The organism is Chryseobacterium ureilyticum (genome assembly GCF_900156735.1).
Taxonomy (GTDB): Bacteria; Bacteroidota; Bacteroidia; order Flavobacteriales; family Weeksellaceae; genus Chryseobacterium; species Chryseobacterium ureilyticum.
The window spans coordinates 392258-418696 of record NZ_FTOL01000001.1 but is presented as its reverse complement, the minus strand read 5'-3'; the positions used below and the strand labels follow the sequence as shown (position 1 = coordinate 418696).

Annotated in this window: 29 protein-coding genes and 1 pseudogene; 12 read left to right on the top strand and 18 right to left on the bottom strand. The window is 33.4% G+C overall.

From position 1 onward, the window contains the following. Positions 1 to 162: 162 nt before the first annotated feature. On the top strand, positions 163 to 375 hold the full coding sequence (locus BW983_RS01760; protein WP_076549446.1) for a hypothetical protein: 213 nt from the start codon (positions 163 to 165) through the stop codon (positions 373 to 375). On the opposite strand, the gene BW983_RS01755 is transcribed toward BW983_RS01760, so the two are convergent. Then, the gene (locus BW983_RS01755) at positions 367 to 1500 is read right to left on the bottom strand and encodes an acyltransferase family protein (protein WP_076549444.1); all 1134 of its coding nucleotides are present in this window, start codon (positions 1498 to 1500) and stop codon (positions 367 to 369) included. The two genes, BW983_RS01760 and BW983_RS01755, sit on opposite strands and share 9 nt — an antisense overlap. 181 nt (positions 1501 to 1681) lie before the next feature. Here BW983_RS01755 and BW983_RS01750 point away from each other — a divergent pair, with 181 nt between their 5' ends. From BW983_RS01750 to BW983_RS01730, 5 genes are all read left to right on the top strand, one after another. Then, complete coding sequence (locus tag BW983_RS01750) at positions 1682 to 2746, top strand: sensor histidine kinase (RefSeq protein WP_076549442.1); 1065 nt, start codon at positions 1682 to 1684, stop codon at positions 2744 to 2746. Further along, positions 2739 to 3434 carry a LytR/AlgR family response regulator transcription factor gene (locus tag BW983_RS01745; RefSeq protein ID WP_076549440.1) on the top strand — a complete coding sequence of 232 codons (696 nt, stop codon included), beginning with the start codon at positions 2739 to 2741 and terminating at the stop codon, positions 3432 to 3434. Before BW983_RS01750 ends, BW983_RS01745 begins: the two co-directional genes overlap by 8 nt. A gap of 393 nt (positions 3435 to 3827) precedes the next feature. Beyond that, positions 3828 to 4385 (top strand): hypothetical protein, encoded by a 558-nt coding sequence (locus BW983_RS01740; RefSeq protein WP_076549438.1) that lies wholly within the window; start codon positions 3828 to 3830, stop codon positions 4383 to 4385. Positions 4386 to 4465: 80 nt separating this feature from the next. Further along, entirely contained in the window at positions 4466 to 5170 is a 705-nt protein-coding gene (locus BW983_RS01735; protein ID WP_076549436.1) for an ABC transporter ATP-binding protein, read from the top strand. A gap of 233 nt (positions 5171 to 5403) precedes the next feature. Then, the gene (locus BW983_RS01730) at positions 5404 to 5844 is read left to right on the top strand and encodes a hypothetical protein (RefSeq protein WP_076549434.1); all 441 of its coding nucleotides are present in this window, start codon (positions 5404 to 5406) and stop codon (positions 5842 to 5844) included. A 112-nt stretch (positions 5845 to 5956) separates the two neighbouring features. Here the strand turns inward: BW983_RS01730 and BW983_RS01725 are convergent, their stop codons facing one another. From BW983_RS01725 to BW983_RS01715, 3 genes are all read right to left on the bottom strand, one after another. Then, entirely contained in the window at positions 5957 to 6778 is an 822-nt protein-coding gene (locus BW983_RS01725; RefSeq protein WP_449390983.1) for a patatin-like phospholipase family protein, read from the bottom strand. 298 nt (positions 6779 to 7076) lie between these two features. Beyond that, positions 7077 to 8465 carry a dihydrolipoyl dehydrogenase gene (gene lpdA, locus BW983_RS01720; RefSeq protein WP_076549432.1) on the bottom strand — a complete coding sequence of 463 codons (1389 nt, stop codon included), beginning with the start codon at positions 8463 to 8465 and terminating at the stop codon, positions 7077 to 7079. 227 nt (positions 8466 to 8692) lie between these two features. Continuing rightward, on the bottom strand, positions 8693 to 8956 hold the full coding sequence (locus BW983_RS01715; protein ID WP_076549430.1) for a hypothetical protein: 264 nt from the start codon (positions 8954 to 8956) through the stop codon (positions 8693 to 8695). Positions 8957 to 9280: 324 nt separating this feature from the next. Here BW983_RS01715 and BW983_RS01710 point away from each other — a divergent pair, with 324 nt between their 5' ends. After that, a complete protein-coding gene (locus BW983_RS01710; RefSeq protein ID WP_076549429.1) occupies positions 9281 to 10180 on the top strand; it encodes a hypothetical protein in 900 nt (299 codons plus the stop codon). Between the two features lie 54 nt (positions 10181 to 10234). Here BW983_RS01710 and BW983_RS01705 read toward each other — a convergent pair whose 3' ends face one another. From BW983_RS01705 to BW983_RS01650, 11 genes and pseudogenes are all read right to left on the bottom strand, one after another. Continuing rightward, a complete protein-coding gene (locus BW983_RS01705) occupies positions 10235 to 11677 on the bottom strand; it encodes an alpha-L-fucosidase (RefSeq protein ID WP_076549427.1) in 1443 nt (480 codons plus the stop codon). A gap of 50 nt (positions 11678 to 11727) precedes the next feature. Continuing rightward, positions 11728 to 12627: a TIGR01777 family oxidoreductase gene (locus tag BW983_RS01700; protein ID WP_076549426.1), complete on the bottom strand. Its 900-nt coding sequence runs from the start codon at positions 12625 to 12627 to the stop codon at positions 11728 to 11730. Between the two features lie 41 nt (positions 12628 to 12668). Then, on the bottom strand, positions 12669 to 13391 hold the full coding sequence (locus tag BW983_RS01695; RefSeq protein ID WP_076549424.1) for a YqjF family protein: 723 nt from the start codon (positions 13389 to 13391) through the stop codon (positions 12669 to 12671). A gap of 63 nt (positions 13392 to 13454) precedes the next feature. Next, on the bottom strand, positions 13455 to 13946 hold the full coding sequence (locus BW983_RS01690) for an SRPBCC family protein (protein WP_076549422.1): 492 nt from the start codon (positions 13944 to 13946) through the stop codon (positions 13455 to 13457). Between the two features lie 36 nt (positions 13947 to 13982). Next, positions 13983 to 14795, bottom strand: coding sequence for a DCC1-like thiol-disulfide oxidoreductase family protein (locus BW983_RS01685; protein WP_076549420.1), 813 nt, complete (start codon positions 14793 to 14795; stop codon positions 13983 to 13985). After that, on the bottom strand, positions 14792 to 15163 hold the full coding sequence (locus BW983_RS01680) for a hypothetical protein (protein WP_076549418.1): 372 nt from the start codon (positions 15161 to 15163) through the stop codon (positions 14792 to 14794). The genes BW983_RS01685 and BW983_RS01680 overlap by 4 nt, the downstream gene beginning before the upstream one ends. Before the next feature lie 181 nt (positions 15164 to 15344). After that, positions 15345 to 15848: a GbsR/MarR family transcriptional regulator gene (locus BW983_RS01675; RefSeq protein ID WP_065392968.1), complete on the bottom strand. Its 504-nt coding sequence runs from the start codon at positions 15846 to 15848 to the stop codon at positions 15345 to 15347. Positions 15849 to 15970: 122 nt separating this feature from the next. Further along, complete coding sequence (locus BW983_RS23680; protein WP_394333175.1) at positions 15971 to 17398, bottom strand: VWA domain-containing protein; 1428 nt, start codon at positions 17396 to 17398, stop codon at positions 15971 to 15973. Beyond that, a pseudogene (locus BW983_RS24270) lies at positions 17375 to 17758 on the bottom strand (thrombospondin type 3 repeat-containing protein); the annotation flags it as partial. The pseudogene BW983_RS24270 and the gene BW983_RS23680, both read right to left, overlap by 24 nt. Before the next feature lie 227 nt (positions 17759 to 17985). Continuing rightward, entirely contained in the window at positions 17986 to 20325 is a 2340-nt protein-coding gene (locus tag BW983_RS01655; protein ID WP_076549417.1) for a vWA domain-containing protein, read from the bottom strand. Between the two features lie 12 nt (positions 20326 to 20337). Next, positions 20338 to 20856 carry an RNA polymerase sigma factor gene (locus BW983_RS01650; protein ID WP_076549415.1) on the bottom strand — a complete coding sequence of 173 codons (519 nt, stop codon included), beginning with the start codon at positions 20854 to 20856 and terminating at the stop codon, positions 20338 to 20340. Between the two features lie 331 nt (positions 20857 to 21187). Here BW983_RS01650 and BW983_RS01645 point away from each other — a divergent pair, with 331 nt between their 5' ends. Continuing rightward, a complete protein-coding gene (locus BW983_RS01645) occupies positions 21188 to 22390 on the top strand; it encodes a C1 family peptidase (protein WP_076549413.1) in 1203 nt (400 codons plus the stop codon). Between the two features lie 90 nt (positions 22391 to 22480). On the opposite strand, the gene BW983_RS01640 is transcribed toward BW983_RS01645, so the two are convergent. After that, a complete protein-coding gene (locus BW983_RS01640) occupies positions 22481 to 22906 on the bottom strand; it encodes a hypothetical protein (RefSeq protein WP_076549411.1) in 426 nt (141 codons plus the stop codon). A gap of 187 nt (positions 22907 to 23093) precedes the next feature. Here BW983_RS01640 and BW983_RS23930 point away from each other — a divergent pair, with 187 nt between their 5' ends. The 3 genes from BW983_RS23930 (at position 23094) to BW983_RS23920 (ending at position 23671) form a co-directional block, all read left to right on the top strand. Further along, a complete protein-coding gene (locus BW983_RS23930; protein ID WP_167369947.1) occupies positions 23094 to 23246 on the top strand; it encodes a bacteriocin-like protein in 153 nt (50 codons plus the stop codon). Positions 23247 to 23307: 61 nt separating this feature from the next. Continuing rightward, positions 23308 to 23469: a bacteriocin-like protein gene (locus tag BW983_RS23925; protein WP_167369946.1), complete on the top strand. Its 162-nt coding sequence runs from the start codon at positions 23308 to 23310 to the stop codon at positions 23467 to 23469. Between the two features lie 46 nt (positions 23470 to 23515). After that, entirely contained in the window at positions 23516 to 23671 is a 156-nt protein-coding gene (locus BW983_RS23920) for a bacteriocin-like protein (RefSeq protein WP_167369945.1), read from the top strand. 202 nt (positions 23672 to 23873) lie between these two features. Here the strand turns inward: BW983_RS23920 and BW983_RS01635 are convergent, their stop codons facing one another. Further along, the gene (locus BW983_RS01635; protein WP_076549409.1) at positions 23874 to 24935 is read right to left on the bottom strand and encodes an NADH:flavin oxidoreductase; all 1062 of its coding nucleotides are present in this window, start codon (positions 24933 to 24935) and stop codon (positions 23874 to 23876) included. A gap of 167 nt (positions 24936 to 25102) precedes the next feature. Between BW983_RS01635 and BW983_RS01630 the strand changes: the two genes are divergently transcribed. Further along, positions 25103 to 25486, top strand: coding sequence for a winged helix-turn-helix transcriptional regulator (locus BW983_RS01630; RefSeq protein WP_065392961.1), 384 nt, complete (start codon positions 25103 to 25105; stop codon positions 25484 to 25486). Between the two features lie 95 nt (positions 25487 to 25581). Here the strand turns inward: BW983_RS01630 and BW983_RS01625 are convergent, their stop codons facing one another. Next, entirely contained in the window at positions 25582 to 26325 is a 744-nt protein-coding gene (locus BW983_RS01625) for a methyltransferase domain-containing protein (protein ID WP_076549406.1), read from the bottom strand. Between the last annotated feature and the right edge of the window lie 114 nt (positions 26326 to 26439).

The window sequence follows — 26439 nt, the reverse complement described above, 5'->3', positions numbered from 1 at the left end:
AGATACATAGATTTTAATGCTTAGTTCTTTATATATGATTGTTTATCCGTGCATCTTTGACGTAAGAAATTAATTTTTAATGATTTAAGACTATTAATTTATTTCTACTTCAAAAACATTTTCATTTATTTTTTGTACCTTTTTGAAAATAAAGTGATTCAAATGGGAATATTTACAGGAGTTTTTATCATTATTGCGGCAATCATTTTCTTTATATCCAGATTAAAGCTGTCCAGAGCTAAAAAAATTGTATGGTCCGTCATTTCCGTTCTTATCATTCTATCTCTATTGGTTTATTTTGTCATTCAAGGTTTTGAAAGAGGCAGAAATATGTATGCTGTTCCAGAGGAAATTCCTGAACAATCTTTAAAATAATACAGACTTATCTTTTACTTTTAAAATTTTATTTTTAAGAATAGCAAATGGTTTTTCAATTATAAATCGATACAACAATCCTACTATAATACATGCCAGTAAGCACACGATAAAAGATATCGTATCAGAATTTTCAAGACCAAAATATTCAAATACATTCTGGACAATGTGAATAATTCCCTTGTGGGAAAGATAAATAGCATAAGATAATGCAGCCAGCTCAGATGTAATATAAAACCTGGTCCGTGAAAGAAAGGATGATTCCGAGACAGCAGATACCACGATGAATCCATAGCTTATCGCAACCCATGTAAAACCAAATGTAGAAGCAGCTTCCGAAGACTGTTCATTACAGATCCAAAATGCAATGCCCAGCAATACTATTCCAATAAGAAAAAGTCGGTTTCCATTACGATTAATAATCTCTTTAAAACGCTCAGAATGCTGCATCAAATAGCCGGTAAAAACACCTATACCAAGACCATCCAGTCTCGTGTAGGTAGGATAATAGATTTCCATGTACCATAAACGCCAGAATTCCAAAGAACTGTTATCTATTCCACCCACTGAATCACTCCATGTTATCAACCTCATCGTCAAAGAAAAAGACAGAATCAGAATAATCAGGATCACAAAATATTTAAATAGTTTCGTCGGCATTATTACCAACAGCAACAATGGAAGAATAAGGTAAAATTGCTCTTCAATACACAAAGACCATGCATGAGAAAATGTTCCCTGATTGATCACATCCAACCTATAATTCTGCGTAAAGGTGACAAATTTCCATAAAGGTGGTAAAGCTTCCCGCTCTCTGAAAAAAGGAAAGGTAAAATATAAAAAAAGAGTAAAAAAGTAAGGCGGAAAAATCCGGAAAAACCGTTTGATATAAAATGTTTTCACATGTATCGTTCCTGTATTTTTCATTTCTTTAAATAGTTGTCCTGAGATCAAAAACCCACTTAAAACAAAGAAAAGATCCACACCTGTCCATCCGAACTTTCCTACAGTCTCAATCCAGACAGGGTGTTTAAAGGCTCGGTAATGATATAATAAAACCAATATAATTGCCAATGCCCGCAGATGATCTAATCCGTTAAATCTTTCAGAATGTTTTGTTATCATATTTTTTCTGCAAATGTTATCAATCTTCCAAATGTTTTTCCCAGCTAAGTTTAGATAGCTTTAAATTCAATATCAATGGTAAAATCTGTTGTTGAAACTCAAAACGCTGCTATTCGTCAAAATTTTATAACACTTCACACAGCTTCCATCTGGAATGTCTTAAGTTTTTATATTTTTGATGATGATGAAATCCGAAGCAACTCCTTATACCAAACAAAATATTTACTTTCAGCTGGTTTTCTGGTCAGCTTTATTTTTATTTGGAACAGCAAGAAGTTATGACGATTATAATGGAGGCATCTTTAAACAGCTTATCATTTACAACTTTTGTCATTGGATTTTTCAAATTTTGGGAGCCAATTTTATTTATTATACCCTGATACGCCAATTCTTTGACAGAAAAAAATATCTCCGATTTTCAATTTATCTTATCATCAGTTTGTATAGTATTTCCGTCATCAACAGAATCTTCATTGTTTACATTGCTGAACCTTTTTTCACCAATGAATCTAAAGACAGCTTGATCAGCATTTTTACTGATCTCAAATACCTTTTGTTTCACTATACATTCCCTATCATCAGTGGAGCTTTTATTTTCATATCAATTATGTTTATCATCCGATATAAAGATGAAAAGGAAAACAATATTCGACTGGAAAAAGAAAAAGCTGAACTGGAGCTAAAGTCCCTTAAGTCACAGCTTAATCCTCATTTCCTCTTTAATACATTGAATAATATCTATTCTCTTTCCCTCAGTAATTCTGATAAAACATCTACATCTATCAGCCAGCTTTCGGATATTTTAGATTATATTTTATACAAAGGGCAGAAAAAATGGGTATCAGTTTCAGATGAACTCACCGTGGTTGATCATTATATAGCGCTGGAAAGCCTTCGTTATTCAGATCAAAGATTAAAAGTAATAAGAGACATTGACAGAAACTCTTCCAATCCAATTCCGCCATTGCTTTATCTTACACTTGTAGAGAACGCTTTTAAGCACGGTGCAGGAAAAAACTCAGGACAAACAGAAATTAAGATAAAATTTAAAACCAATGAAAAATTTTCTGTATTTAAAATTGAAAACACATACAGTAATCCATTGGAATATAATGATCAGGGAATTGGACTTCAAAATATAAAAAAACAACTGGAATATCATTATCAGGAATATTTTACCTGTACTATTACAGGAGAAAACAATATTTTTAGTGTTGAAATTATTACTCCCTCACAATATGATTAACTGTATAATTGTAGATGACGAACCTCTGGCAGCAACCTTACTGGAAAATCATATTTCCAAAATTGATCATTTAAAGCTGGTAGGCAAAGCAGAAAATGCAATGGAGGCTTACAAACTTCTTCAGAACCAAACCGTAGATCTGATGTTCCTAGATATCCAAATGCCTCACTTCAATGGAATTGATTTTCTGAGATCACTTTCTCAAAAGCCCAGAACTATTTTTACTACCGCTTACCGGGAATTTGCTATTGAAGGATTCGAATTGGAAGCTGTGGATTATATTTTAAAGCCAATCACCTTCGAACGTTTCTTCAAAGCTGTAGAGCGTGTACTGAGAAATATTGCTGATACTAAGGATAATTTTATCATCCTTAAGACCGACGGGATGCACCGGAAAATCCATCTTACAGACATAATATATATTGAAAGTCAGGGAAATGATATAAAAGTTACTCTATCTACACAGGAAAGTTTTATTGCAAAAAGTAAAATAATAGATATGGAATCTGCTTTGGCTACAAAAGGTTTTTTAAGAATTCACAGATCTTTTATTATGAATATTGAATATGTGACGGCATTCAATACTAACGAAATTCTTCTTGGAAATCATAAAATCCCAGTGGGAAGAAGCTATAAACAGGAATTTGATAATTTCGTTAATAAAGTATCAAAAAACAAACTTCTTTAAATTATAGAACTGTAAATAAACAAGTTACCCAAACGAATATCAACCATTTTTTACGGTTTTAGTTTTTAAAATTAATTTTTTAACATTTATTCCTAATATTTCTTAATTATTATTCATAGAATAATAATTTACTTCCTGTTTTTCAGCGAATTGCATTTATCATAATATTAAAAACTGTATAGGGTATAAAGTAGAGATATTTTTCTAAAATGATCAATAAAAAAATGATTTACAACCCATTATACAGGCAAAACAAGAAGTGTGTGCTTCCTTACGATTCCTTATAGATATTAAAAAAAAGTATTACTTTTGTGTAAACGAACGAAATTGCTTTTTAGCCTTTTTATTCGTAAGTTTATGTGCACCAATTGATAAAACATTAAAATTCATTCTATGAGAAAAATAATTCTACTTATTACATGTATGTTCGGTATTTCAGTTTTCTCTCAGATTAAAGTATTGAAAAATGAAAGTTTGGTGGAAATCGGAAAAGATAATTCCGTTGGTTTATATAAAAAAGAAGACAAATTCACTGTCAACTACCAAGACCTGAACACAAGCAACCTGAATACGATCAGAGCTTTTTCATTTCAAAATCTGAATGGAGATGTTTCCGGATTGTATAAACTCATCAGCGATGGTTTTGTAACTACTCCTGAGGAAAATATAGTGTTGGAACTTCCTAATGATATTATTGAGCTTCACTACGAAAAAAATTATGGGCAGCCAACCGTTCAATTTATCCAATACATCAATAAAAACCGAAAATACGTTGGAAAATCCCAGTTTTTAACACAAAAACAGGTTGATAAAATCTTTGGAAAAACAAACGGAAAATACACCATGTACGAGAAGCCTACAGCCATTCAAGGAGGTTCTGCAAAAGGGGGCTCAAATACAGCTTCTACTGCAACACCTGCTTCCGGAAGTAAGAAAAAAGCAAGAAAATAATTATATTTTAAAAATATTGCGAAACTCATTCAATAGAATGAGTTTTTTTATTTTATTTTTGCAGAAAGACATTAAAAATTATGCCGCTTCAGATAATCAATTTAACCAAGAAATTTGGTGAACAGACTGCCTTAAATAACATTAATATATCCATTGATAACAATGAGATCATTGGTCTTCTGGGACCAAATGGTGCAGGAAAATCCACATTGATGAAATCCATTGTAGGCGCATTGAAAATTGATGAAGGTGAAATAATCTTTAATGGTCTGGATATTTCTAAACATGAAATTGAAAGTAAGAAAAAAATAGGTTTCCTTCCCGAAAACAATCCGCTTTATCTGGAAATGTATGTAAAAGAATACCTTCAGTTTGTTGCCAACATCCATAAGATTCCTGAATCTAAAGTAGATGAAGTTATTGAGCTGGTAGGAATTACTCCGGAAAAATCAAAAAAAATAGGACAGCTTTCAAAAGGTTATAAACAACGTGTAGGACTGGCTCAGGCTATTATTCATCAACCGGATTTATTAATTCTTGACGAACCAACCAACGGTCTTGACCCTAACCAAATTTTGGAAATCAGAAACGTTGTGAAGGAGATCGGGCAGCAGAAAACAGTTTTACTTTCCACTCACATTATGCAGGAAGTGGAAGCGCTTTGTTCACGCGTTATTCTTATTCATAAAGGAAATATTCTTCAGGATTGCCCAATTGATGAATTTAAAGGGAAATTTGACAGTTTAGAGGAAGCTTTTGCAAGCTATACTTCTGTTACAAAATAAAAACACACTCTTTATTCAAAAAAAGAATATAAGAAATAAGTGTTACTCAATATAGATTCCTACGTAATAATAAAGTTACATACTGTTTGTTATTACGTAGGAATCTTAGTTATATCATTTCATAACACTGTAAAACTTAGTACTAAGACCTAACATAAGATTGTTCTTCATCCATAAAATAATGGCGTCATATTTGATGAGGTTTTAATCTGTTAACCAATAACCATTACAATATGATTAAGTATTTCTTATTAGGAACTTTCACTTTAGCTCAGCTTTCTTTTGTTTATGCTAAGGAAACTTCAAATGATTTAAAAATCAATACATCAATTACCCACTCGCTGAATCAGCAGGTACCTAAAACGGTAATTATTAAAACCAAAAAATTTAAGATCAGAATTGATAAACAGCCCAATGGCAAATACTTATATCAATCCTGGAATGCGAATACAAAGATTACGGCTAAACCAAGTATGATCATCAGTGACGGAGAATTAATTCCTGATGGAAGCGGCGGAAATTATTACTTCAATTTCAATAATGAAGGACATAATTATCAGATCTGGAGAAATTATCTGACTGATTCTGTAGCGAAAGCACCTTATACACTGGTTGTCTATGATGGTAATGATCGCGAAATTGTACGTCAGGACGGAGTGGTCGTTAAAAATTAATATAAGTTTAGTTCAGACAAAAAGCTGGAAGAAGAAGGTTCCTAAATCAATGTACAGTTACAAAGCTAGAATTTGATTTTTCCGGGACTTCCCTCTTTCAGTTTTCTTTTATCTATGTTCCTGCTTGTCTCAGTTCTGTAAGAAAACGACTGTCATCATAGCTTTCCTTTGCTGCTTTATATCCGATATTGAATATTTGTTCCAATCTGTCTTTACCGCGCTCAAAAGTTCCGTAAGTAGATAATTTTTGAGAGGAAATAAACCAGTCACAATAATCGAATTTAACCTTTTCTATTCTATATGAAAGAAGATCGTAAGAACGGGAAACAATAGCTTTTATAGAATTCAGGTCTTTAATTTTAGCATCATTAGGTGGTGATACAAATACTCCGATAAGTTTATCACAGTCGTCTCTGATGATATCTGCAGGGAAATTGTTCAATACTCCCCCATCACAATACATTTCATCCCCGATAATATAAGGTGTTGTAATTCCCGGAATGGAACACGAAGCAATAATAGCATCTACGACTTCAAAATCTTTATCAAAAATCTTCTGGGTTCCGGTAACCAGCTCTGTAGCTACAATTTTAACTTCGATATCCAAATCACCCAGTTTCATATCATGAAAAATAGGTTTAAGATAGTTTCTGAAAATCACGGAGGAAACCAATCCCGGCTGATTGAATGTAAAGTGCTTCCAATTGAAAAAATATACTGAATTGAAAAACTCCATAATTTCTTCCGGAGTCTTTCCGACAGCATGCAGACATCCTACAATAGATCCTGCACTACAACACGAAAGAATATCTATGTCTATATTTTTTTCATTCAAGAATTTTAATACCCCTGCATGAGCGATTCCCTTGGTACCGCCGCCTGACAAAACAAGTCCTACTTTCTCAAAATTCATTGAATAAATGTAAGGAATCATGATGAGATAATCTGATTAATTTTTGTAAATATGTTTAATTTAAATTTATTTTAATAAAATCCGGCTTAAAAAGATTGCTTTAATAGTCAGTAATATGTGCACAGTAAGGTTTTATGATATATAATAATAAGCTTCTTATCCGGTGTTCTCTTTATATAAATGTAGACAAACCTCACAGGTTTTGAAAACCTGTGAGGTTTAATTTTCACTTCTTACCAAACAATTATCCCGGAATACTACGAATGAAAAAAAGCCCAGATTTCTCTGGGCTTTTGCTATATAATTTCTTTATATCAGATTAGATGTGGATCACTTCTCCGTAAGCTGCTGCTGCTGCTTCCATGATCGCTTCAGATACAGTTGGGTGTGGGTGGATAGATTTGATGATCTCGTGACCTGTAGTTTCCAGTTTTCTAGCTACTACAGCTTCAGCAACCATATCAGTTACTCCTTCACCGATCATGTGGCATCCTAACCACTCACCGTATTTAGCATCAAAGATTACTTTAACAAATCCGTCTGTATTTCCGTTTGCAGTAGCTTTACCACTTGCAGAAAGAGGGAATTTACCAACTTTGATTTCGTATCCTTTTTCTTTAGCCTGCTTTTCTGTAAGACCTACAGAAGCTACTTCAGGGTGACAGTAAGTACATCCAGGGATATTGCCATAGTCGATTTTCTCAACGTGCATACCTTTGATTTTCTCTACACAAGTAATACCTTCAGCAGAAGCAACGTGAGCTAATGCCTGAGTTGGGATGATATCACCGATTGCATAGTAACCAGGTACTGAAGTTTCATACCATTCGTTTACTAAAACTCTTCCTTTATCTGTTTGGATTCCTACTTCTTCTAAACCAATGTTTTCGATGTTAGCAGCAATGCCTACAGCAGATAATAAGATATCAGCCTCAAGAGTAATGTTTCCGTTAGCAGTCTTAACGTTAGCTTTTACTCCTTCTCCTGTTGTATCTACACTTTCTACAGAAGCGTTTGTCATGATCTCGATTCCAGATTTTTTCAGAGATTTCTCTAAGTGTTTAGATACTTCCTCATCTTCCACAGGAACGATGTTTGGCATAAATTCAACAACAGTTACTTTAGTTCCCATTGTGTTATAGAAATCAGCAAATTCTACCCCGATAGCTCCAGAACCTACAACGATCATAGATTTTGGTTGCTCAGGAAGAGATAATGCCTGTCTGTATCCGATTACTTTTTTACCATCTTGCGGTAAGTTAGGTAATTCTCTTGAACGAGCTCCTGTAGCGATAATAATATGGTTTGCAGTGTACTCTACTACTTTACCGTCTTTATCTGTAACAGAAACTTTTTTACCTTTCTGTACTTTTGCAGTACCAAGAATTACGTCAATCTTGTTCTTTTTCATTAAGAACTCGATTCCTTTGCTCATTTTGCTGGCAACACCACGGCTTCTCTGAATAACATTCGGGAATTCGAAGCTTGCTTCCACTTTATTTAATCCATAGTCTTCAGCATGGTTGATATAATGAAAAACCTGAGCAGATTTTAATAAAGCTTTAGTTGGAATACATCCCCAGTTAAGGCAAATTCCTCCTAAGTTTTCTTTCTCGATAATTGCGGTTTTGAAACCCAATTGTGCTGCTCTGATCGCAGTAACATATCCACCAGGACCACTTCCAATGACAATAATATCGTAATTCATTACTTTAAAAATTTTTATGCGAATTTAAGGAAAAATATTGGATGTTTCATGTTTCCACAAACTGATCTTAAAATCCATCAATAAGCCATTTTTATTTAATTTTAAACAAAAAAAAGAGAACACAAAAGCATTCTCTTTCAATAAAAATTATTTTAAACTGTAAATTTCGTAAAATTAAATAAAGATAATTTTACTCATCAAATTTTAATAAGTGCAAGAAATCTGTATTATTTCGCTTGTCTAAGCAATCGTTTTTCTGCCTGATATCTTTTATTTAAAGCCTTCATCTGATCTCTTTTCATCTGTTTGGTAGCAAGCGGATGATTCAGGATCAATTTCTTTTCTGTATTGTATTTTTTGTCCAGTTCCTTCGCCTTAATATTGATTAATTCACTTTTTGAAGGATGTGGCGGAGCAGGCGGATGTTTCTGAGCAAAAACATTCGTTGATAAACCTAATAGTAACAAGGTTGAAATAAGTAACTTTTTCATAATGTTTAATATTTTTGAATGGATACAACTAATTAATTAACCAGCTAAGTTCATTCAGGTTTATGTATAAATAAACATATATCATACCATTATTTATAAAAATCTGATGTAATATTCATACTACAACATTGCATAAAAGTTGAAAAAAGGAATAAAATCGTCACTATGACAGGAATTATTTCATTATACAGTACCATGAAAAAGACTATCAATAAAGAATAAAATCATTAAACACTATTTTTAATTAATTTTTAATAGTAAAAAAATATAGTATGATGTATTTTTTTAATATTTTTATAATGAAACCACTTAAATAAAATTAAAATGAAAAGGTACATCTCAATTCTTTTATTTGGAGGAGTATTTTTAAATGCGCAGGTAGGTATTAATACAGATACCCCCAACAGTACTTTAGCCATCAACGGATCACTAGGAGCGGGTTATAAACAAGTGACAGCTACATCCTATACTATTTTGGCTACAGACCATTATATTACTTACAACGGAACAGGTAACGCAACCTTCACTCTTCCTGTTATTGGAAGTGGGGCTACCAGCTATACGGGGAGAATCTATAAGATCAAAAATATTTCAACGTCAAACATTACCCTACAGGCTTCAGGCGGTAATACGTTGAGAATAGATAATACTCCTGTTTCTTCGTTTGTAATTCCTTTGGGTGCCTATGCAGAAGTGGTTAACAACAGTAATACCAGTGGCGGAACCTGGGATTTATCTTTCACTGTTCTTCCCAAACCAAGTAATGTTGAAATCTATGGTGCACAGCTTACAATTCCACCTCATAATAATGCAAGTACGGGAGTTAATGACTGGACCAATCATGCCAATACCTCTTTTGATACCGGAACGGGGGCAGATGCGTGGTGGATCATCAGTAAAACTTCTGTAAGTTCATCATTCGGTGCTCTAAATGCTACGCCTATTATTAGTGGTTTCACAAAAAGCAGTAGAATGACTCTTGTCTATGAATATCAGGGACCAGCATTTAATGTCACCAATATGTACCCTATCCTTACGGCAGGAAACAATTCTAGTTATCCTGATGTATTCACCGCTTCTTTTGTAAGTCTTGCCAATGTAAGTGGAAAAACCAGACTTACAGTATCAGTTGCCCGTGTAGACTTTATGGGAACAGAAGGAGGTACTAACAGTAACTGGGCAGGTACATTCTTATTGAACGTCCTTTTAGCCAGAAAGTATTAAAAGCTTTCAGTTTTTATAATTCATTGAAGAGCGGGATTTATTTTCTGCTCTTTTTTATTGTTGTATCTGGATTACAGTGGCATATTTTAAATTCTTTCTGCTTTCCGGGAATTTTACTTTGATGATATTATTATTTTTTTTCCATTGTATTTTGGAAGAGATTCCAAGAATGGTTAAAGATTTTGGATTAAAATTTTCAGGAAGTGAAAAGTTAATTTCAGCGGGTGCATGATATTCTGAATCTTCATTAAGGTGGAAAACATTCACTGTATTTCCATCTTTGCTTTGTGTATAATAGATATTTCCTTCGTGATAAGGTGCAACACTTCGGGTAGCAAAAACACTAGATTGATTCTTATTCATCCATTCTGAAATTTCGTTCAGTCTTTCATAAACTACAGCATCATAATCTCCATTAGGTCCGGGAGCAATATTCATCAGGTAGTTTCCGCCTCTTGAGATAATTTTGATCAGCGTTTCAATGATTTTCTGGGAGGATTTATAATTGTCATTAGGAACATACGAAAATGAGTCACCCATTGTAATACAGCTTTCCCAAGGAATAGAAAGTGTATGTTCCGGAACAGCCTGCTCCGGAGTAACATAATTTTCCCATTTTCCTGGAACGGTACGATCTACAATGATTATCCCTGGTTGATTCTTCCTTGCCATAGTACCAATTTTATCCATATCAATATCCTGCTCCATTTTGATGGTACGCTGCCATTCTACTTTTGGATCAATGGTATGAAAAGGACGAACCCAACCTCCATCCAACCATAAAATATCTATTTTCCCGTAATTGGAGGTAATTTCATTCAGTTGATTGAATGTAAATTGTTTAAAACTGTTCCATTTTTCAGGATATTTCTTTGGATCATAATTGACGTTTCTGTCTTTCGGTGGAAAGTAAGACCACCAGTAATCATCGGAATGCCAATCTGGTTTTGAGAAATAAGCTCCTATTTTGAATCCTTCTTTTCTGAATGTATTGAAGATTTCCTTCGTTACATCTGCTTTTGGGTTACCTGAAAAAGGTGTTTTGGATGATGTTATCTTATAGTCGGATTGTTTTGTATCAAACATAGCAAAACCGTCATGATGCTTCGTGGTGAAAACTACATATTTCATTCCTGCTTTCTTAGCTGCATCTGCCCATTTCTGAGGATTGAACTGAACAGGATTGAAAGTGGTCTGAAGTTTTTCATAATTCTTCACATATTCATTGTAAGACACTCCATGTTCCGGTTTTCTTTGGGTCCAGGATTCATCTTCGGGACATAAGCTCCAGCTTTCAACAATTCCCCATTGGCTATAGGTTCCCCAATGCATAAACAATCCGAACTTCAAATCCTGCCACTCTTCTAAGTTCTGAACAACAAGGGGGTCTGTAGGTTTTTGATATCCTTCAGAAACATTATGTGCCTGTGAAAAGACCGCTGAGCTGGAAAGAGCAAAAGAAAGAAATATAATTTTCGCTTTTTGTGTAATAAGCATGTGAAAGTCGTTTTTGCTAATATAATTAACCTTTCACACATCTACAAACATTAGATTTTTAACAGATTAAGAATCGCTTCATTGAATGTTGGAAAGGAAAACCTGAAACCACTTTCCACCAATTTTTCAGGGTAAACATTGCGACTTTTCAGTAATAATTCTGTTTCTGTCTTCATGAATATGGAAGCGATTTCAAGCTGCCATACTGGAGCGTTAAGCCCAAAAGGAACTTTGTATTGTTTTCTCAATTCATTCATCATCATTTTATTGGATATCGGAGCCGGAGCTGTTATATTTATTGCTCCATTGATATTTTCATTCTGAATGATCCAATCTACAGCATTACAGAAGTCATCAATATGAATCCAGCTAACCATTTGATTACCTCTACCTTGTTTTCCGCCTAAGCCTAATTTTGTAATCATTTTCAATTTGGGAAATGCACCACCATTATTTCCAAGCACGATAGAAGTTCGAAGTGCTACTTTTCTTGTTTCTTCATTTTTACCTTTAAAAAATTCTTCTTCCCAACTTTTACAGATATTCATTGAAAAATCATCACCAATGACTCCATCTTCTTCTGTATTCAAATGTTTTTCTGAATGTACATAAATGGTTGCAGAACTGGCATTCAACCAAATTTTAGGTTTTTCTGTACAAAGATCTATAGCTTCCTGCAATATTTTTGTACTTTCAATTCTTGAAGAGTATATTTCCTGTTTGTTTTTATCATGATAACGGCAATCAACAGATTTTCCGGTAAGATTAATAAGAACATCTGCCTTTTCAAGTATATTTTTCCAATCTCCTATTGTTTTTGCATCCCAATAGATTTCATTTTCACGTTGAGGTTTACGCGTCAGAATATAAACCTGATTTCCTTTCTTCGTAAAATATGTTTCTAAGTTTTCGCCAAGGAATCCTGTACCTCCTGCTATGATTATTTTCATCTTTATTGATTTTTAAAATCAGAAATAAAATGTTGTTTGCTCTAAATCTGATTATTGTTTTTAATTGTATATTTTTTCGTTTTTACTTCTATTTCAGAACCTTCAGCCAGCATTACTGAAATTGGAATCTGATGATTTAAACATTCAAATTCTTCACCATAGATCTTATGAAAATCAATATCAAGCTGGTATTGTTTTACCTGATAACAGTCCCATTTTGGATGGCAGACTTCATATTCAGATGTTTTATCTTCTTTTTTAGTGAATCCCCAATAATGTTCTGTAATAAATTCAAATTCTGAATCTTCTTCCATTGGTTGTGTCTGGGTTTCTGCTTTTATTTCAATAGAATGCCAGCTTTTATCTTTCCAGGAATATTTGATAAGTAATTCATCATCTTTTTCACGGATTATATTTTTCATTGGCATCGTATGGTAATTTTCTTTGTAAATAGAATTTGCCACAAAACTCAAAGCTGGCTTCGGAACGATTTCTTTGATAAAAACCACTCCTCTCTTCCAGATTCCATTTTCATTTTTCTTGACATAAAATCTGAGATTTACTTCTTCAAAGTTGCGGTGGAAAGGAATGGGTAACCCTAATAATTTTGTATTTAAAAACATGAAACCTACTAAACTCACATAGCATTTTCCTTTATAAAAATCCAACTCTGTTCCTTCAGGAAGGTATTCCTGTAATATATCAGGATTGATTTCGTAATTAATGATGGCTAATTTTCTCCATTCTGCTTTTAAAAAATTCATGATGCTTTTATTTTATGGTTTTGGTGGTATGTTGTGATGTTTTGATATTAGGTTGATAGAATTTTATTCTATCCTGGGGTAAGTCGTCACGTTATGACTCATTGTTGTGGATTCTGCGGTGGCTTTTATTAATTTGTTTCTTTCAATGAGGAATTTTTTCATGTAATTTTTGAGGAAGATTTTATTGAAGACTTTGCCTATTATTCCTAGTGGAGATTCAAAATCAAAGATGTCGATCATCAGGGTTTTGCCTTTGATTCTTTTAAAAATATGCTGATGATGAAGGGATTTGAATGTTCCTTTCTGCATTTCATCGGTAAACTGATGAGGTTTATCCATACTGATGATCTTTGTAGTAAGGGTTTGATATACTCCCAAATGTTTTGCTCTCCAGGTTACGGTTTCATTTTCCTCAATTAAGCCGGATGTACGTCCTGCAATTGCTTTTTCATTCGTTTTTGAGGTAGATTTTTGATGCAAATCAATATTTCTTGCTAGATCAAAAACAGTTTGAATATCTGCATTAATATTGGTTTCTAAATAAATTCTAGACATGATGACAAGGTTTATTAATTTTTATCTGAGTTATTTTTAAATAGTTAGGAGAATAATGATCGCCAAGGCAGTCATTCGAAATAACATCCATGAAATAGTAGGAAAGTAATTCAGTTTTAATATTTTACATCTTCTTAAATGTTCCAAAAACATGATCAGTACTACGATTGCAAAGTAAATGAGATAAAAGATCAGACTGAAATTAGTAAATAAAGCTGGAATTAAAAGCAATGTTCCTATTAATGAAACGGTCATCATATTTCCAAGGTAATCCCAGATCTTATCTTTTAAATACGCTTTCAAAAAGAAGGTTTGCCAAAGAATTTGCCCTAAACAGACTGTCAGTTCTCTTAGAAAACCGGAAGTAAAATTCAGTCCCATTTTCGCAGAATACAGATTTAAAATATAAGCTGAAAATAATACAACAAATGTAATATAGCCTAATCTGTATTTTAAATTAAAGTCCGGAACACAGGATTGATCTGTATTATCTTTTGCAGATGGAATAATCTGTTTTCTATTGTAAGACACAAATGAATAAAGCTTTTTGAAAAACCAATACAAAGGCTGTATTCTTGCTATTTTTTCCAGTAAAGGAAAGGAGCTTCCGATAATGGTAAGTAAACTATCCAAACCATAAATGACTGTATTATGATCATGGTCTACTAAAGCTATTTCGTTTTTTGCCCGGTTAAAATCTACCAGATTTTTATTTCTGACAGATATTTCGGTAAAGGCTTCTCTTCCATCTTCATCCAGCATTCCACATTTTGTAAAACCCTTAGAATAAAGAGCGCACATTGGGCATTCGTTATCGTAGATTAAGGTGTGGTTTTTGAGTGTTTTCATGATAGTTGTTTTAAAGATTGATACAGATTATGACTTTCAAGAGCATACAATAACGCCATAAAAGGACTATAGAAAAACGCCGCCATTGCAATATATGTTGGAATAGCTGTAACTTCATTATCAATTCCGATTGTAATCAGGATTACTATAGAAAGCCAGACAGGGAGTATTGTTATTCCATAAATCAGGAAAAGTGGCGAAATTTTAATTTTTAAAAAAATTCTGACTAAACAACTGATTAACTGAGGAATTCCTACAATAAAGTAAAACAATATCCATCCATCCCAACCTTTAATGATAGTGACAAAACATCCGGTTATAAGGAAGAATAGCTGTACATAAAAGTCATATTTTATAAAATTTTTCATGGTTATTACTTTAAAGGTTAAGAAAATCGCCTCTGGTTCTTTTATGCTTTGATCGGAAAGTAATGTACATCCAGATCTTAAAGATTAATGTTTTCATTTTCCAAACATTTTAAAAATATTATATTTTCAATAATTTTTGAAAGTTTATTTGAAATAAAAAAGGATTTTCATCCTTTCTTTTCTATTTTAACAGGTTGGTAATCTTCCCTACCAGCCAGTGATCATCACTTTTTATAGCCAAATCCATGATATTGTTGATTTTACCGGTTACAGAGCTGAAATCATTCATTAGCTTAATAAATTCCTGAGCCTCTTCCGTATCATTATCTTCAATATTTCGGAGTTCTTCCAAAAAAGAAATTACCGGTTCTATTTCTCTTTTTCTACGTTCTTTGGTGATCTGTTTGAAAAGATACCAAACATCTTTTTCGGCAACGAAGTATTCTTTTCTGTCTCCTTTTATAAATTCTTTTCGGACAATTCCCCAATCGATTAAAGCACGAAGGTTCATATTGGCATTTCCTCTTGAAATTTCCAGCTGCTCCATTACTTCGTCTGTAGACAATGGTTTTCCACTCGCCAAAAGCAATGCATGTACTTGTGCCATTGTACGATTGATTCCCCAATTGGTAGCAAATGTTCCCCAGGTTTGAATGTATTTTTCTTTGGCTTCTGAAAGTTGCATTTTGGTTTATTTTAAATTTCTGATACAAATGTAATTATAATTTTTGAATTTTCAATAATTTTTGAAAATTAATTTTAAAAGAAAACAGACATCCGTTGTGAATGCCTGTTGCATATTATTATTTAATTTTTGATAATTTTAAAAGTATCCCATTGTTTACCATATTTGCATCTCATCAGATAGATACTCTGAGGATAAGATGTAATATCAATCTTATTCGTCCCTGCAGGTAATTTTTCCTGTTTAATTAATATTTTACCACTATAATCATATAAATACAGTTCATCAATCTGTTTATTTGACTGAATATTGATTTCTCCTTTAGTTGGATTTGGATAAATTTTAATTTTTGGATTCTTCTCTTCTTCCAGTTCAGTTTCAATTTTTTTATTTATATATTCATTATTAGAAGTTGTTTGGCAGGAAGGTATTATTGAACGTTGTAAAATCAACCTTAATAACAGGTCGTTTAATTTTTCAACTTCATATGAATCTGTGGTTGGTTCTATATGATTATTACCAATGCCACTATGATTTGTAAGAAAAGTATAGGTGCCGTTTGTAAGTAGCGCAAAAGTTCTCATTAAGTACTCAGTCTGCTTATCTATATCACTTGCTGCTAATGGAATTATTGTGATTCCTTTTTGCGCCGCCAATTTTATTTTATTATGTAATCTATCAATATTTTCTTTTGAATAATGAGGTGGTGCATCCAAAATTAAAAAAATAATTTTAGTAGAATTCATGGTACTCCAACTTAATTTATCAATAGATGAATCCAGAGCTTCCACCACAGCTTCCGGGGCGTCTCCTCCACCGCCTGCACTTTGTTGTTTAATAAAGTTAATCAGATTTGTAGCTTTATCAGAAAAATCAAACTCCTTGGTCACATATTCGTCCCCGTGATCTCTGTAAAATACAGAACCATAACGAACATCAGTTGTATTAGCTAGTTTTTCCTCTACTTTTTTCAATACGTCTAATAACTCAGATTGTAAATACGTAATTTCATCTCCCATAGAACCTGTAGCATCTACAACGAAAGCCAGATCTAAATTTCTTTTTTCAAGACAGGGAACATCAATCGTAATTACATTCTGTCCTTCTTTGAATAAAGTAACATTACTTGACAATATTTTTTTATTCTCATCGCCTATAAAATACTTTTCTGATGAAAGTTTATCATCAATTCTTGAAGTAACCCAAAGTTCAGCACTTCCTTTATTATCAGAAACAGCTTGCCAAATTATTTCCTTCTTATCATTCAATAAAACGAGTTTCTTACCAATAACAGGAATTTTATCTTTATTTACAAGTTGCACTGATACTCTTTCATCCGGAAAAAATATCCATTGTTCTTTGTGTTGAGATAAAACAGGAAGTGCCATATCCTCCCAATAGTTCCATTTTGAAAAGTCATTGATTTCACCTGCAGTTAATTTACCAGCTTCAGGAAGTTCATCTTTGGATTTTGTTTTATAACCTTTTGTTAAAGAAGTTTTATTTCCAGTTGTGGGTTTACTCGTTTTTGGTGAACTGGAAATCTCCATTGCCACCAATGATTTTGGTTTCGGACAGCCATTATATTCAGGAAGCCCAGGAACAGTAGGACATGCATCGTCTTTGTCTAAAACTCCATCTCCATCGGTATCGGGCCATGGACAGCCATTATTTTCAGGAGGCCCTGTAACTGTTGGACACGCGTCATCTTTATCAATCACGCCATCCCCATCGGTATCGGGCCAAGGGCAACCGTTATTTTCAATTGGTCCAGCTACATCCGGGCAGGTATCATCTTTATCTGCTATCCCATCTCCGTCTGTATCGGGGCAGCCATGAAACTCAGGCAAACCTGCTACTTCAGGGCAATGATCTTCTTTATTGGGAATACCATCCTGATCTTTATCTTTTCGGATACTGTATTTTGTAGTTTTTTGGGACGATACTGAAACAGTTTGAGTTTTACAGCTTACCAATAAGACAAGCCCTAAAACGGTTATAATAGTTTTTTTCATGGTTATAAATTTCCGGGAAGAAAATTATTAAAATTTATTTAATCCCAATGAAGAATTTTAATTGTAATAAAATTTCCCTCTTTAGCATTAAAAAGGGAAATAGTTTTAAGATATATTCAAAATTATTTTTGAGTGGTTTTATATGTCTCTATAAGCCTGATAAACTCCGATCTATATCCCTCTTCATCTTTATTTTTTCCTTGTTTAGCCAGATCTTCAATCTCTGAGAGACTCTTTTTCTGAATCAGTTCAGATTCTCTAGCTACCAATCCAAACCACGCTACGGATGATGCAAACTTAAAGTCCTGACTTGCAGAAGATATTCTGTTATTTTCATTTTTTATAATCTGAGTCATTTCTTTACTTTTATCTCCATCAGGTTTTTTGTATCTGAACTTTATGGTAGCCAATTCATCTCCAAATTCCTCTTTATAAGTATTTTTAGTGTATTTCAAATCTGTACTTTTAGGAATAAACTCTGATTTTACATCATTAGGTATAATTTCATACAAAGCGGTAACAGTATGCCCACTTCCCAATTCACCTGCATCAATTTTATCGTTCACAAAGTCTTCATTCTTCAGCTTTCTGTTTTCATAACCAATTAAACGATAAGATTTAACATATTCGGGATTAAACTCTATCTGAATTTTCACGTCTTTGGCTATTGCATACATATTTCCTGTAAACTCTTTTCCCAAAAATTTATTTGCCTCCTGCATATTATCAATGTAAGCATAGTTTCCATTTCCTTTATTGGCTAAAGTTTCAAGTGTATTGTCTTTATAATTGCCCATTCCGAAGCCTAAGCAAGTTAAAAATACACCTGATTTTCTTTTCTCCTCAATAAGGGTCTGAAGATCAGTGGTAGCAGATGTTCCTACATTAAAATCGCCATCTGTAGCAATGATTACACGATTATTTCCATTTTTGATAAAGTTTTCCTGTGCCAGTTTATAGGCAAGTTCAATACCTGCTCCTCCTGCTGTGCTCCCTCCTGCCTGTAATTGATCTAAAGCCTGAATAATTTTAGCTTTTTCCCCAGCAGACGTTGGAGGTAAAACCATTCCGGCACTTCCTGCGTAGACTACAATCCCTACTTTATCTTTTGGTCTTAATTGATCCAACAACACTTTGAAAGAAGATTTCAGCAATGGCAGCTTATTTTGTTCGTTCATAGAACCGGATACGTCTATCAGAAAAATAAGATTGGATGCCGGTAACTTTTCGGTAGAAATATTCTTCCCTTGAAGTCCTATTTTCAACAGTTTATGATTCGGATTCCATGGAGCTTCATTATATTCAGTATTGATAGAAAAAGGATCTTCATTTTTGGGCTGTGGGTAGTTATATTTAAAGTAATTGATCATTTCTTCAATTCTTACAGCATTCTTATTAATCTTTTCTCCATTATTAATCATTCTTCTTACGTTAGAATATGATGCATTATCAACATCAATGGAAAAGGTAGACAATGGCTGGCTCTGTGCCAGTTCAAAAGGGTTTTCTACAAAAGCATCATAACTTTCATTATTTGATATGGGAGTAATTTGTTTTTGCTTATTAATTTCTTCCTGAAGTTTTTTCAATCTCTTTTTTTCCTTTCTTGAAAGTTTTTTAGTGGTTATTACAATCACTCCATTCAACGCCTTGCTTCCATACAAACTTGTGGCTGATTCACCTTTCAATACTTGCGTATTTTCTATAGAATTTGAATCTAATCCACTTAAATAACTTTGATCTTTCACTTCTCCATTCACAATATATAATGGAGCATTCACCTGATTAATTGAAGCTACACCTCTGATCATGATCTTATCATTTTTTGGCGATCCGGATACTAATATCCCCGGAGCTGTTCCGCTTAATGTATTTGATACTATACTTACATTTGATGAGGTATAAACACTCTTTGCTTTTGAACTATATCCCATTAGGACTACTTCTTCAATATTTACAGCTTTATCAGATGTTTCTAAATGACGTTCAATAACAGGCGGAGGTACTCCAACAGATGCTACAGCAGGTCTGTCCGCTACCACAGGACTTGGATTGGAAATATTAACAGTAATTGGAGCCTGATAATTATTCGTAGCTAATTTTTCAACTGTAGAATGAATTTCCTTTTTTTCTTCCTTAATATTTGTCTTGGTTAAACTGTCAATTTTTGCAATATTTGTATTAGAAGAAGGCTTCTGAACTGTTTTGTTTTCTGCTATTGATGGTTGTACAGATTTTGTCGTCTCTTCTTTATTTATAAAATAAAAAGCTCCCATACCAATCATTAAACTCGCAGCAATCCCATAAGGAAGCCAAATCGGAATAATTCTCTTTTTCTCTTTTTTTTGATCCAGTTTTTCTTCAATGTTCTCCCAAACTTTTTCAAAACCAGGAAAAACAGTTGGTTCTTCTGAAAGCCTGGAAGCTTCATTGAATTGTTGATCTATATGATTATTTTCCATTGTTGTAAAAGTTTAAATGTTTTGATTCACCAAAAGTTCCTGTAATTTTTTCCGTGCAAAATTGAGCTGGGATTTTGAAGTTCCCTCGCTTATAGACAGCATTGCTGCAATTTCTTTATGCGGATAGCCTTCTATTGCAAAGAGATTAAAGATTGCTCTACAGCCTTCGGGAAGAAAATTTAAAAGGTTAAGAATATCTTTTTCAAAGGAAATATGATCCGTTGTTCCTTCCGAAAAATGAATCATATTCTCTTCCAAGGAAATAAATAATGCTTTATCTGATCTTAATTTTTGCAGACATTCATTCACCGCAATTTTCTTTGCCCAGACTTCAAAGGTATCGGGATTCTGAAGCTGTCCAATCTTCGTGAAGATCTTATAGAACGTATCTGCTAATACCTCTTCTATATCTTCATCGCTTTTTAAATAGCGCTTGCAGACAGAGTACAGCCTGCCCGCCATTTTCTCGTAAACCTTCCGCTGTGCTTTGCGGTCGTTACGTTGGCATTCTGATAATAATTCTTTTTCCATAGTCAGGAGTTATACTATTATAGATGCAGGAACTTTCTTAAGGGTTGGAAACATGATTAACTTTTTTTGAAAGATGAGAGATAAAATTGTAAAAGACAAAGAAAGCAGAGAAGAATGAGAAAGCAAAGAGAATATATTAATATTTTTATTATCCATGCGTTCTTAAACATCTGTTATTTAAACTTATCCGTTTTATGAACTATCAGCCACAGCCAACTCTATTTGTTTTCTTTCCCTATTAACAAAAAACTTTCATTTTAAATTTAACTTTTCGTGTTGTAACAAATCTGTAATATGAACGACTATTAATACAAATAATCTTTTTATAGTAATGAAAAACGCGAAAATTGCATCATTACTTTTTGTTTTGTCTGCAGGAAGTATGATGTTTGCCCAAGATGACTTAATCAATAAGTTAAAAAACAACCACTCACAAAATGCTAATTTTCAGTTCACAACGTTAAAAGACGTTGGAGCTACTTCTGTAAAGAACCAGGGTTCATCAGGAACTTGCTGGAGCTACTCAGGAAATTCTTTCCTTGAATCTGAAATGCAGAGAATGGGCAAAAAACCTGTAGATCTTGCTGAAATCTTTACTGCAAGAAACTCTTATCATGATAAAGCGAAGTTATATGTATTAAATAACGGAGCAATCAGCTGGGGTGACGGAGGAGAATTACATGATGTAATCAATATGTACAAAAAATATGGTGCAGTTCCTCAGGATGTTTATTCAGGATTAAAACCTGGGCAAACCACCAACAATTTCAAGGAAATGCAAGGAAAACTGAAGCCAGTTCTTGATAGCCTTGTTCAGGCATCTTCTAAAGGAAAGCTTACTGACAACTGGATGGATTCTGTAGATGCTATTCTTGATGAATATTTAGGAAAAGTACCTGCAAACTTCACTCATGAAGGGAAAAACTACACTCCTAAAACCTTTGCTAAGGAAGTAGTAGGAATCAATGCTGAGGATTATGTAGAGCTATCTTCTTATAAAGATTATGCTTATTACCAAAAATTTGTAGTTCCGATTCCTGATAACTGGAGCCATGATTCTGACTGGAATGTTCCGATGAAAGATCTTACAGCGATTATTGATAATGCTGTAAATAAAGGATATTCAGTAGGTTGGGCAACGGACGTTTCTGAGCCTTATTTCTCTTACAAAAACGGTGTTGCTTATGTTCCGGATATGGATTTAGACCAAATCAATGCTGATAACAAGCAAACGTTGTTTACTGAGCCTAAAAAAGATAAAACCATCACTGAAGATATGCGTCAGAAAGGACTTAATAACCTTTCTACAACAGATGACCACGGTATGCACATCGTAGGTTTGGCAAAAGATCAGACTGGTAAAGAATATTATATGGTAAAAAATTCATGGGGAGTAACGAATGACTTCGCTGGATATCTTTATGTAACAAGACCGTATGTAGAGTACAAATCGACTGCTATTTTGGTTCACAAAAATGCGATTCCAAAGAATATTTTAAAGCAATTAAAACCAACAAAAAACATTGGTTTGTAAGAAATCACTTCTGTCATTTTTAATGTGGCAGTTTTAGATATTTAAATCTGTTAAAAAACGCGCTCCCAATAGTAAAGGAGCGCGTTTATTTTATCTGTCAGAAGATTGCTTTTCGGTTATAAGGCTATGATAATCTACCAAAGAGTATGCTTTAGGCTGATAACCTTCCTTATAATCAATCACTATCCATTTATCTTCAAATTTATCTTTGCTAAATACATAGTTTTCTTTTGGAAAATCAATGGTTCTATGACTTAAATAAATGGTTTGGGGAGCTGCTTCATCTATTTCTGCTGAATAATAATTAGCATCATCAGCAAGGGTATAGAAATTATCTTCTCCTTGTTTCTTTTTTATTTCTTCAATCTCTTTTTCATCAGGACTCAGCAATAATACAGCTGATGTGGTGATCACTGTATCTGCCTTTATTTTCTGATCCTGATGTATTTTTTTTACAACAGGTTTATTGTCTGTTTTGGTACAGGAAAATGTGCTGATCAGAATTGAAAAAGACATAATGCTAATATGGTTCAAACATTTCATTTTAAATACAATGGTTTTAGTTTTAAATTGATTAACAAAGAAAAGGAAAAATGAGACAGCACAATATCATTAATTTTATACTTATTTCAATATCTAAATAAAAACCTTGCAGTATTCATAAAAAATATTACATTTGTAATCACTAACAAATCACTACAACATGAAAAACATTAGAAAATTAGCAAAGTCAGAATTAAAAAAAATCAATGGTGGAAATGCTCCGGACTGTCCAGCAGACACAACTCCTTGTTTATATTTTTCTGGCGGACGCGCTCGTTGGAGATGTATTCTAACTACTGAAGAATGTTTTTAATGCACTCTGTCATTTCTTAACGACACATTCTTAAAAACAATCAACATTCAAATTCTTCGCTATGAAAAATTTAAAAAAATTAGTAAGAATTGAACTAAAAAAAGTTCAGGGAGGAAATGCTCCTGTCTGTGAATATGGAGAAATAGCATGCCGCTATCCTCCTGCAGATGGCAATCCTGCTTACTGGGTATGTGAACCGGTAGAATACGGATGCAGATCTTAAGTTTTAAAAAAACATTTGATTTTAAACCACAACAAATTATTAAAACATGAAAAATCTAAAAAAATTAGCTAAATCAGAATTAAAGAAAATCAATGGTGGGAATGCCCCTTTATGCGAATCTGGAACAAGAGCTTGCCGTTATAAAGCAGAAAATGGATATCCAGCTTATTGGAGCTGCGTAGCAATAGAATACCCTTGCTAATTTCTGGATAATTAAAAAAAACAAACCGGCTTTCAGGAAATCCTGAAAGCCGGTTCTTTAATAAATAGGTGAAAATTAAATATAAAATAAAGTGAATTATGATGATTAACATGAATAATAAACCATAAACTTAGCTTCACTAGTGAATAAAATATGCTGTTAAAAAATTCACTACAAAACTTATTTACTTTCTTTATTCAAATTAAAATAAAACGCTCATACTTTCTGCTGTAAAGTCCGAAATATCTGCTGTATTGCCATCTTTGATCTTCTTTACCCACTCGTAATCCTGCAAAATAGCACGTCCTACCGCTACAAGATCAAATTCTTCATTATCCAGCCTTTTGATCAATTCAGTTAAATCTGTTTTCTCTGTTCCCTGTCCTGCAAAAGCATTCAGGAAATCTCCGTTCAATCCTACAGATCCTACAGTAATGGTTGGCTGCCCTGTAATTTTCTTTGCCCAACCTGCAAAGTTTAAGCTTGAACCTTCAAATTCAGGTTCCCAGAAACGACGTTGTGAACAGTGAAAAATATCTACTCCGGCTTCTTTTAAAGGCAACAACCAGTCTTCCATTTCGTTTGGTGTAAGAGCCAGTTTTGTTTTATAATCCTGTTGTTTCCATTGTGACAGACGAAGAATTATTGTAAAATCTTCTCCTACTGCTTCTCTGATAGCTTTTACTACTTCAACGGCAAATCGGCTTCTTTCCTTTAGAGTTTTCCCTCCATATTCATCCGTTCTTGTATTGGTTACTTCCCAGAAAAACTGATCGATGAGGTAACCATGAGCTCCATGAATTTCCAGGCAATCGAAACCAAGATCTTTTGCTGATTTTGCAGAAGCGGCAAACTGAGCAATGGTATCCTGAATGTCTTCAATAGTCATGGTAGAAACCTTTTCCATTGCAACCAAAGGATAATCTTCAGACATTCTTGTATCACCAACGTGCCAGATCTGAGGTCCCATTTTTCCACCGTTTTTATGTACGATATCGATTACGTTTTTCCAGCCGTTTAAAGCTTCATTTCCATAAAAATCAGGAATATTCTGTAAGTTTTTTGATCCAGGTCTATTGATAACAGTTCCCTCTGAAAGAATCAATCCTACTTCTGAAGCAGCTCTTCTTCCATAATAGTCTGCGATGTTCTGCGTTGGAACTCCATTGTCAGATTGAGCTCTGGTCATAGGAGCCATTACGATTCTATTTTTAAGCTGTAGATTCTTATATTCAAACGGTTTAAATAATGATGATGTACTCATATTTAAATAGGTATTTTATAATTGTTACACAAAGTAACTAATAATAGTTTGTTTTTGTATCTTTTATTAAAAAAATAGTGGTAACTTCGCAGTAACTTACATTAGTAACATTAAAGTAACGTTTGTAATTCCAGTTCCTCATCAAGCAATTAAACAAGTTTATCTCTATGAAAAAGAATGAATTAATGCAATACAGCTGTCCGCTAGGCAAAGCAATGGCTGCATTGGGAAGCAAATGGAAACCCATCATTGTATTGGTGATCAAAGACAGAAAATTACGTTTTGGAGAGCTTGCGGTGCGTATTAATGTGATCTCGAGAAAGGTATTGACGGATCAGTTACGGGAAATGGAAACTGACGGTTTAGTGATCCGTGAGGAATTTAAAGAGCTGCCTCCAAGAGTTGAATATTCGCTTACGGAAAAAGGATTGGCGCTGTTGCCTATTTTATATCTGTTGGAAGAATGGGAGGCGAAATACCAGGTGAAAGGAACCTATTCGGAAGATTGTATAGAATCGATCAAAGAAAAGAAAAAAGCAGTGAATGTATAATGTTTCATAAAGCCATATAAAGATTTTTCACCTCTTATACAGCTTAATGTTATTTTGCCACGAATGCACGGATTTCTGAGTATTTTGTTTTTTAATTAACCTGCATCATCTCCTATAATCAAGGTATTTGCAAATAATGTAACCTTTTTATTTCCGATAATTTTTAATCCGGATGGTGCAATAGAACTTTTCCACTGCTTCCAACTTAAGAAATGGAATGCCCCGATATTAAAAAAAATAAAATTGGTAGTATCTCTGAACTGCTCAGAGACAATAATCAAACCTCCTTTCTTTAAAACTCTTTTTGCTTCTTTAAAAAATAAAACTCTTTTATCGTGATCTAAAACTTCATGAAGTGCAGTAACAGCAAGAATAATATCTTGAGAACCATCATCAAAAGGCAGTTTATCAGGTGATATTTTAATTTCTTTCGGATTGGGTGGAAACATTTTTTTTGATACTTCAATTCCACTCTCATGTTCGTGCCTATTTCCGTAAATATCACAAACTGTTAAATTTAATTGGGGATATTTTTCTTCTAAACGTTGAGATAAAGGATCAAAACTTGCGTGAATAAGTACTGCATTTTCAATCTTACCCCAATCAATAATTCCTTTTAAGCCATTCAATTCATAGAGGTCTGATTTATCATATAATATATAAGATGCTACCAATGACGCTATTATATTTAAAATAATAAGAACTGAAAACCCTCTCAAGAAAAACTTCAAATTATCTGAATCAATTTGAAAAGAAAGTATCAAAAGAAGAATGGAAACGATACATCCCAAAAGGATTTTTTTATAATTGAAAAGAAGAACTAACTTGGTAATTTTCATAGCTGTTTCAGGATATTCGTTTTCTCAAATGTACAAATTTCAATGCTACTATTTTTACCTCCTACTTTCAAAAAGGTAAGTATATTCCCAAAATGTAAGTATATAGGTTCTAAA

Excerpts from the sequence above, each read along its gene's own strand:
- BW983_RS23920 (WP_167369945.1), top strand. The coding sequence starts at position 23,516 with ATGAAAAATCTAAAAAAATTAGCTAAATCAGAATTAAAGAAAATCAAT.
- BW983_RS01645 (WP_076549413.1), top strand. The coding sequence starts at position 21,188 with ATGAAAAACGCGAAAATTGCATCATTACTTTTTGTTTTGTCTGCAGGA.
- BW983_RS23680 (WP_394333175.1), bottom strand. The coding sequence starts at position 17,398 with ATGGAGATTTCCAGTTCACCAAAAACGAGTAAACCCACAACTGGAAAT.
- BW983_RS01700 (WP_076549426.1), bottom strand. The coding sequence starts at position 12,627 with ATGAAAATAATCATAGCAGGAGGTACAGGATTCCTTGGCGAAAACTTA.
- BW983_RS01675 (WP_065392968.1), bottom strand. The coding sequence starts at position 15,848 with ATGCAACTTTCAGAAGCCAAAGAAAAATACATTCAAACCTGGGGAACA.
- BW983_RS01655 (WP_076549417.1), bottom strand. The coding sequence starts at position 20,325 with ATGGAAAATAATCATATAGATCAACAATTCAATGAAGCTTCCAGGCTT.
- BW983_RS01750 (WP_076549442.1), top strand. The coding sequence starts at position 1,682 with ATGATGAAATCCGAAGCAACTCCTTATACCAAACAAAATATTTACTTT.
- BW983_RS01685 (WP_076549420.1), bottom strand. The coding sequence starts at position 14,795 with ATGAAAACACTCAAAAACCACACCTTAATCTACGATAACGAATGCCCA.
- BW983_RS01715 (WP_076549430.1), bottom strand. The coding sequence starts at position 8,956 with ATGAAAAAGTTACTTATTTCAACCTTGTTACTATTAGGTTTATCAACG.
- BW983_RS01705 (WP_076549427.1), bottom strand. The coding sequence starts at position 11,677 with ATGCTTATTACACAAAAAGCGAAAATTATATTTCTTTCTTTTGCTCTT.
- BW983_RS01710 (WP_076549429.1), top strand. The coding sequence starts at position 9,281 with ATGAAAAGGTACATCTCAATTCTTTTATTTGGAGGAGTATTTTTAAAT.
- BW983_RS01725 (WP_449390983.1), bottom strand. The coding sequence starts at position 6,778 with ATGATTCCTTACATTTATTCAATGAATTTTGAGAAAGTAGGACTTGTT.
- BW983_RS01690 (WP_076549422.1), bottom strand. The coding sequence starts at position 13,946 with ATGTCTAGAATTTATTTAGAAACCAATATTAATGCAGATATTCAAACT.
- BW983_RS01680 (WP_076549418.1), bottom strand. The coding sequence starts at position 15,163 with ATGAAAAATTTTATAAAATATGACTTTTATGTACAGCTATTCTTCCTT.
- BW983_RS01760 (WP_076549446.1), top strand. The coding sequence starts at position 163 with ATGGGAATATTTACAGGAGTTTTTATCATTATTGCGGCAATCATTTTC.
- BW983_RS01630 (WP_065392961.1), top strand. The coding sequence starts at position 25,103 with ATGAAAAAGAATGAATTAATGCAATACAGCTGTCCGCTAGGCAAAGCA.
- BW983_RS01625 (WP_076549406.1), bottom strand. The coding sequence starts at position 26,325 with ATGAAAATTACCAAGTTAGTTCTTCTTTTCAATTATAAAAAAATCCTT.
- BW983_RS01740 (WP_076549438.1), top strand. The coding sequence starts at position 3,828 with ATGAGAAAAATAATTCTACTTATTACATGTATGTTCGGTATTTCAGTT.
- BW983_RS01735 (WP_076549436.1), top strand. The coding sequence starts at position 4,466 with ATGCCGCTTCAGATAATCAATTTAACCAAGAAATTTGGTGAACAGACT.
- BW983_RS23930 (WP_167369947.1), top strand. The coding sequence starts at position 23,094 with ATGAAAAACATTAGAAAATTAGCAAAGTCAGAATTAAAAAAAATCAAT.
- BW983_RS01640 (WP_076549411.1), bottom strand. The coding sequence starts at position 22,906 with ATGTCTTTTTCAATTCTGATCAGCACATTTTCCTGTACCAAAACAGAC.
- lpdA (WP_076549432.1), bottom strand. The coding sequence starts at position 8,465 with ATGAATTACGATATTATTGTCATTGGAAGTGGTCCTGGTGGATATGTT.
- BW983_RS01635 (WP_076549409.1), bottom strand. The coding sequence starts at position 24,935 with ATGAGTACATCATCATTATTTAAACCGTTTGAATATAAGAATCTACAG.
- BW983_RS01650 (WP_076549415.1), bottom strand. The coding sequence starts at position 20,856 with ATGGAAAAAGAATTATTATCAGAATGCCAACGTAACGACCGCAAAGCA.
- BW983_RS23925 (WP_167369946.1), top strand. The coding sequence starts at position 23,308 with ATGAAAAATTTAAAAAAATTAGTAAGAATTGAACTAAAAAAAGTTCAG.
- BW983_RS01730 (WP_076549434.1), top strand. The coding sequence starts at position 5,404 with ATGATTAAGTATTTCTTATTAGGAACTTTCACTTTAGCTCAGCTTTCT.
- BW983_RS01755 (WP_076549444.1), bottom strand. The coding sequence starts at position 1,500 with ATGATAACAAAACATTCTGAAAGATTTAACGGATTAGATCATCTGCGG.
- BW983_RS01745 (WP_076549440.1), top strand. The coding sequence starts at position 2,739 with ATGATTAACTGTATAATTGTAGATGACGAACCTCTGGCAGCAACCTTA.
- BW983_RS01695 (WP_076549424.1), bottom strand. The coding sequence starts at position 13,391 with ATGAATTTTTTAAAAGCAGAATGGAGAAAATTAGCCATCATTAATTAC.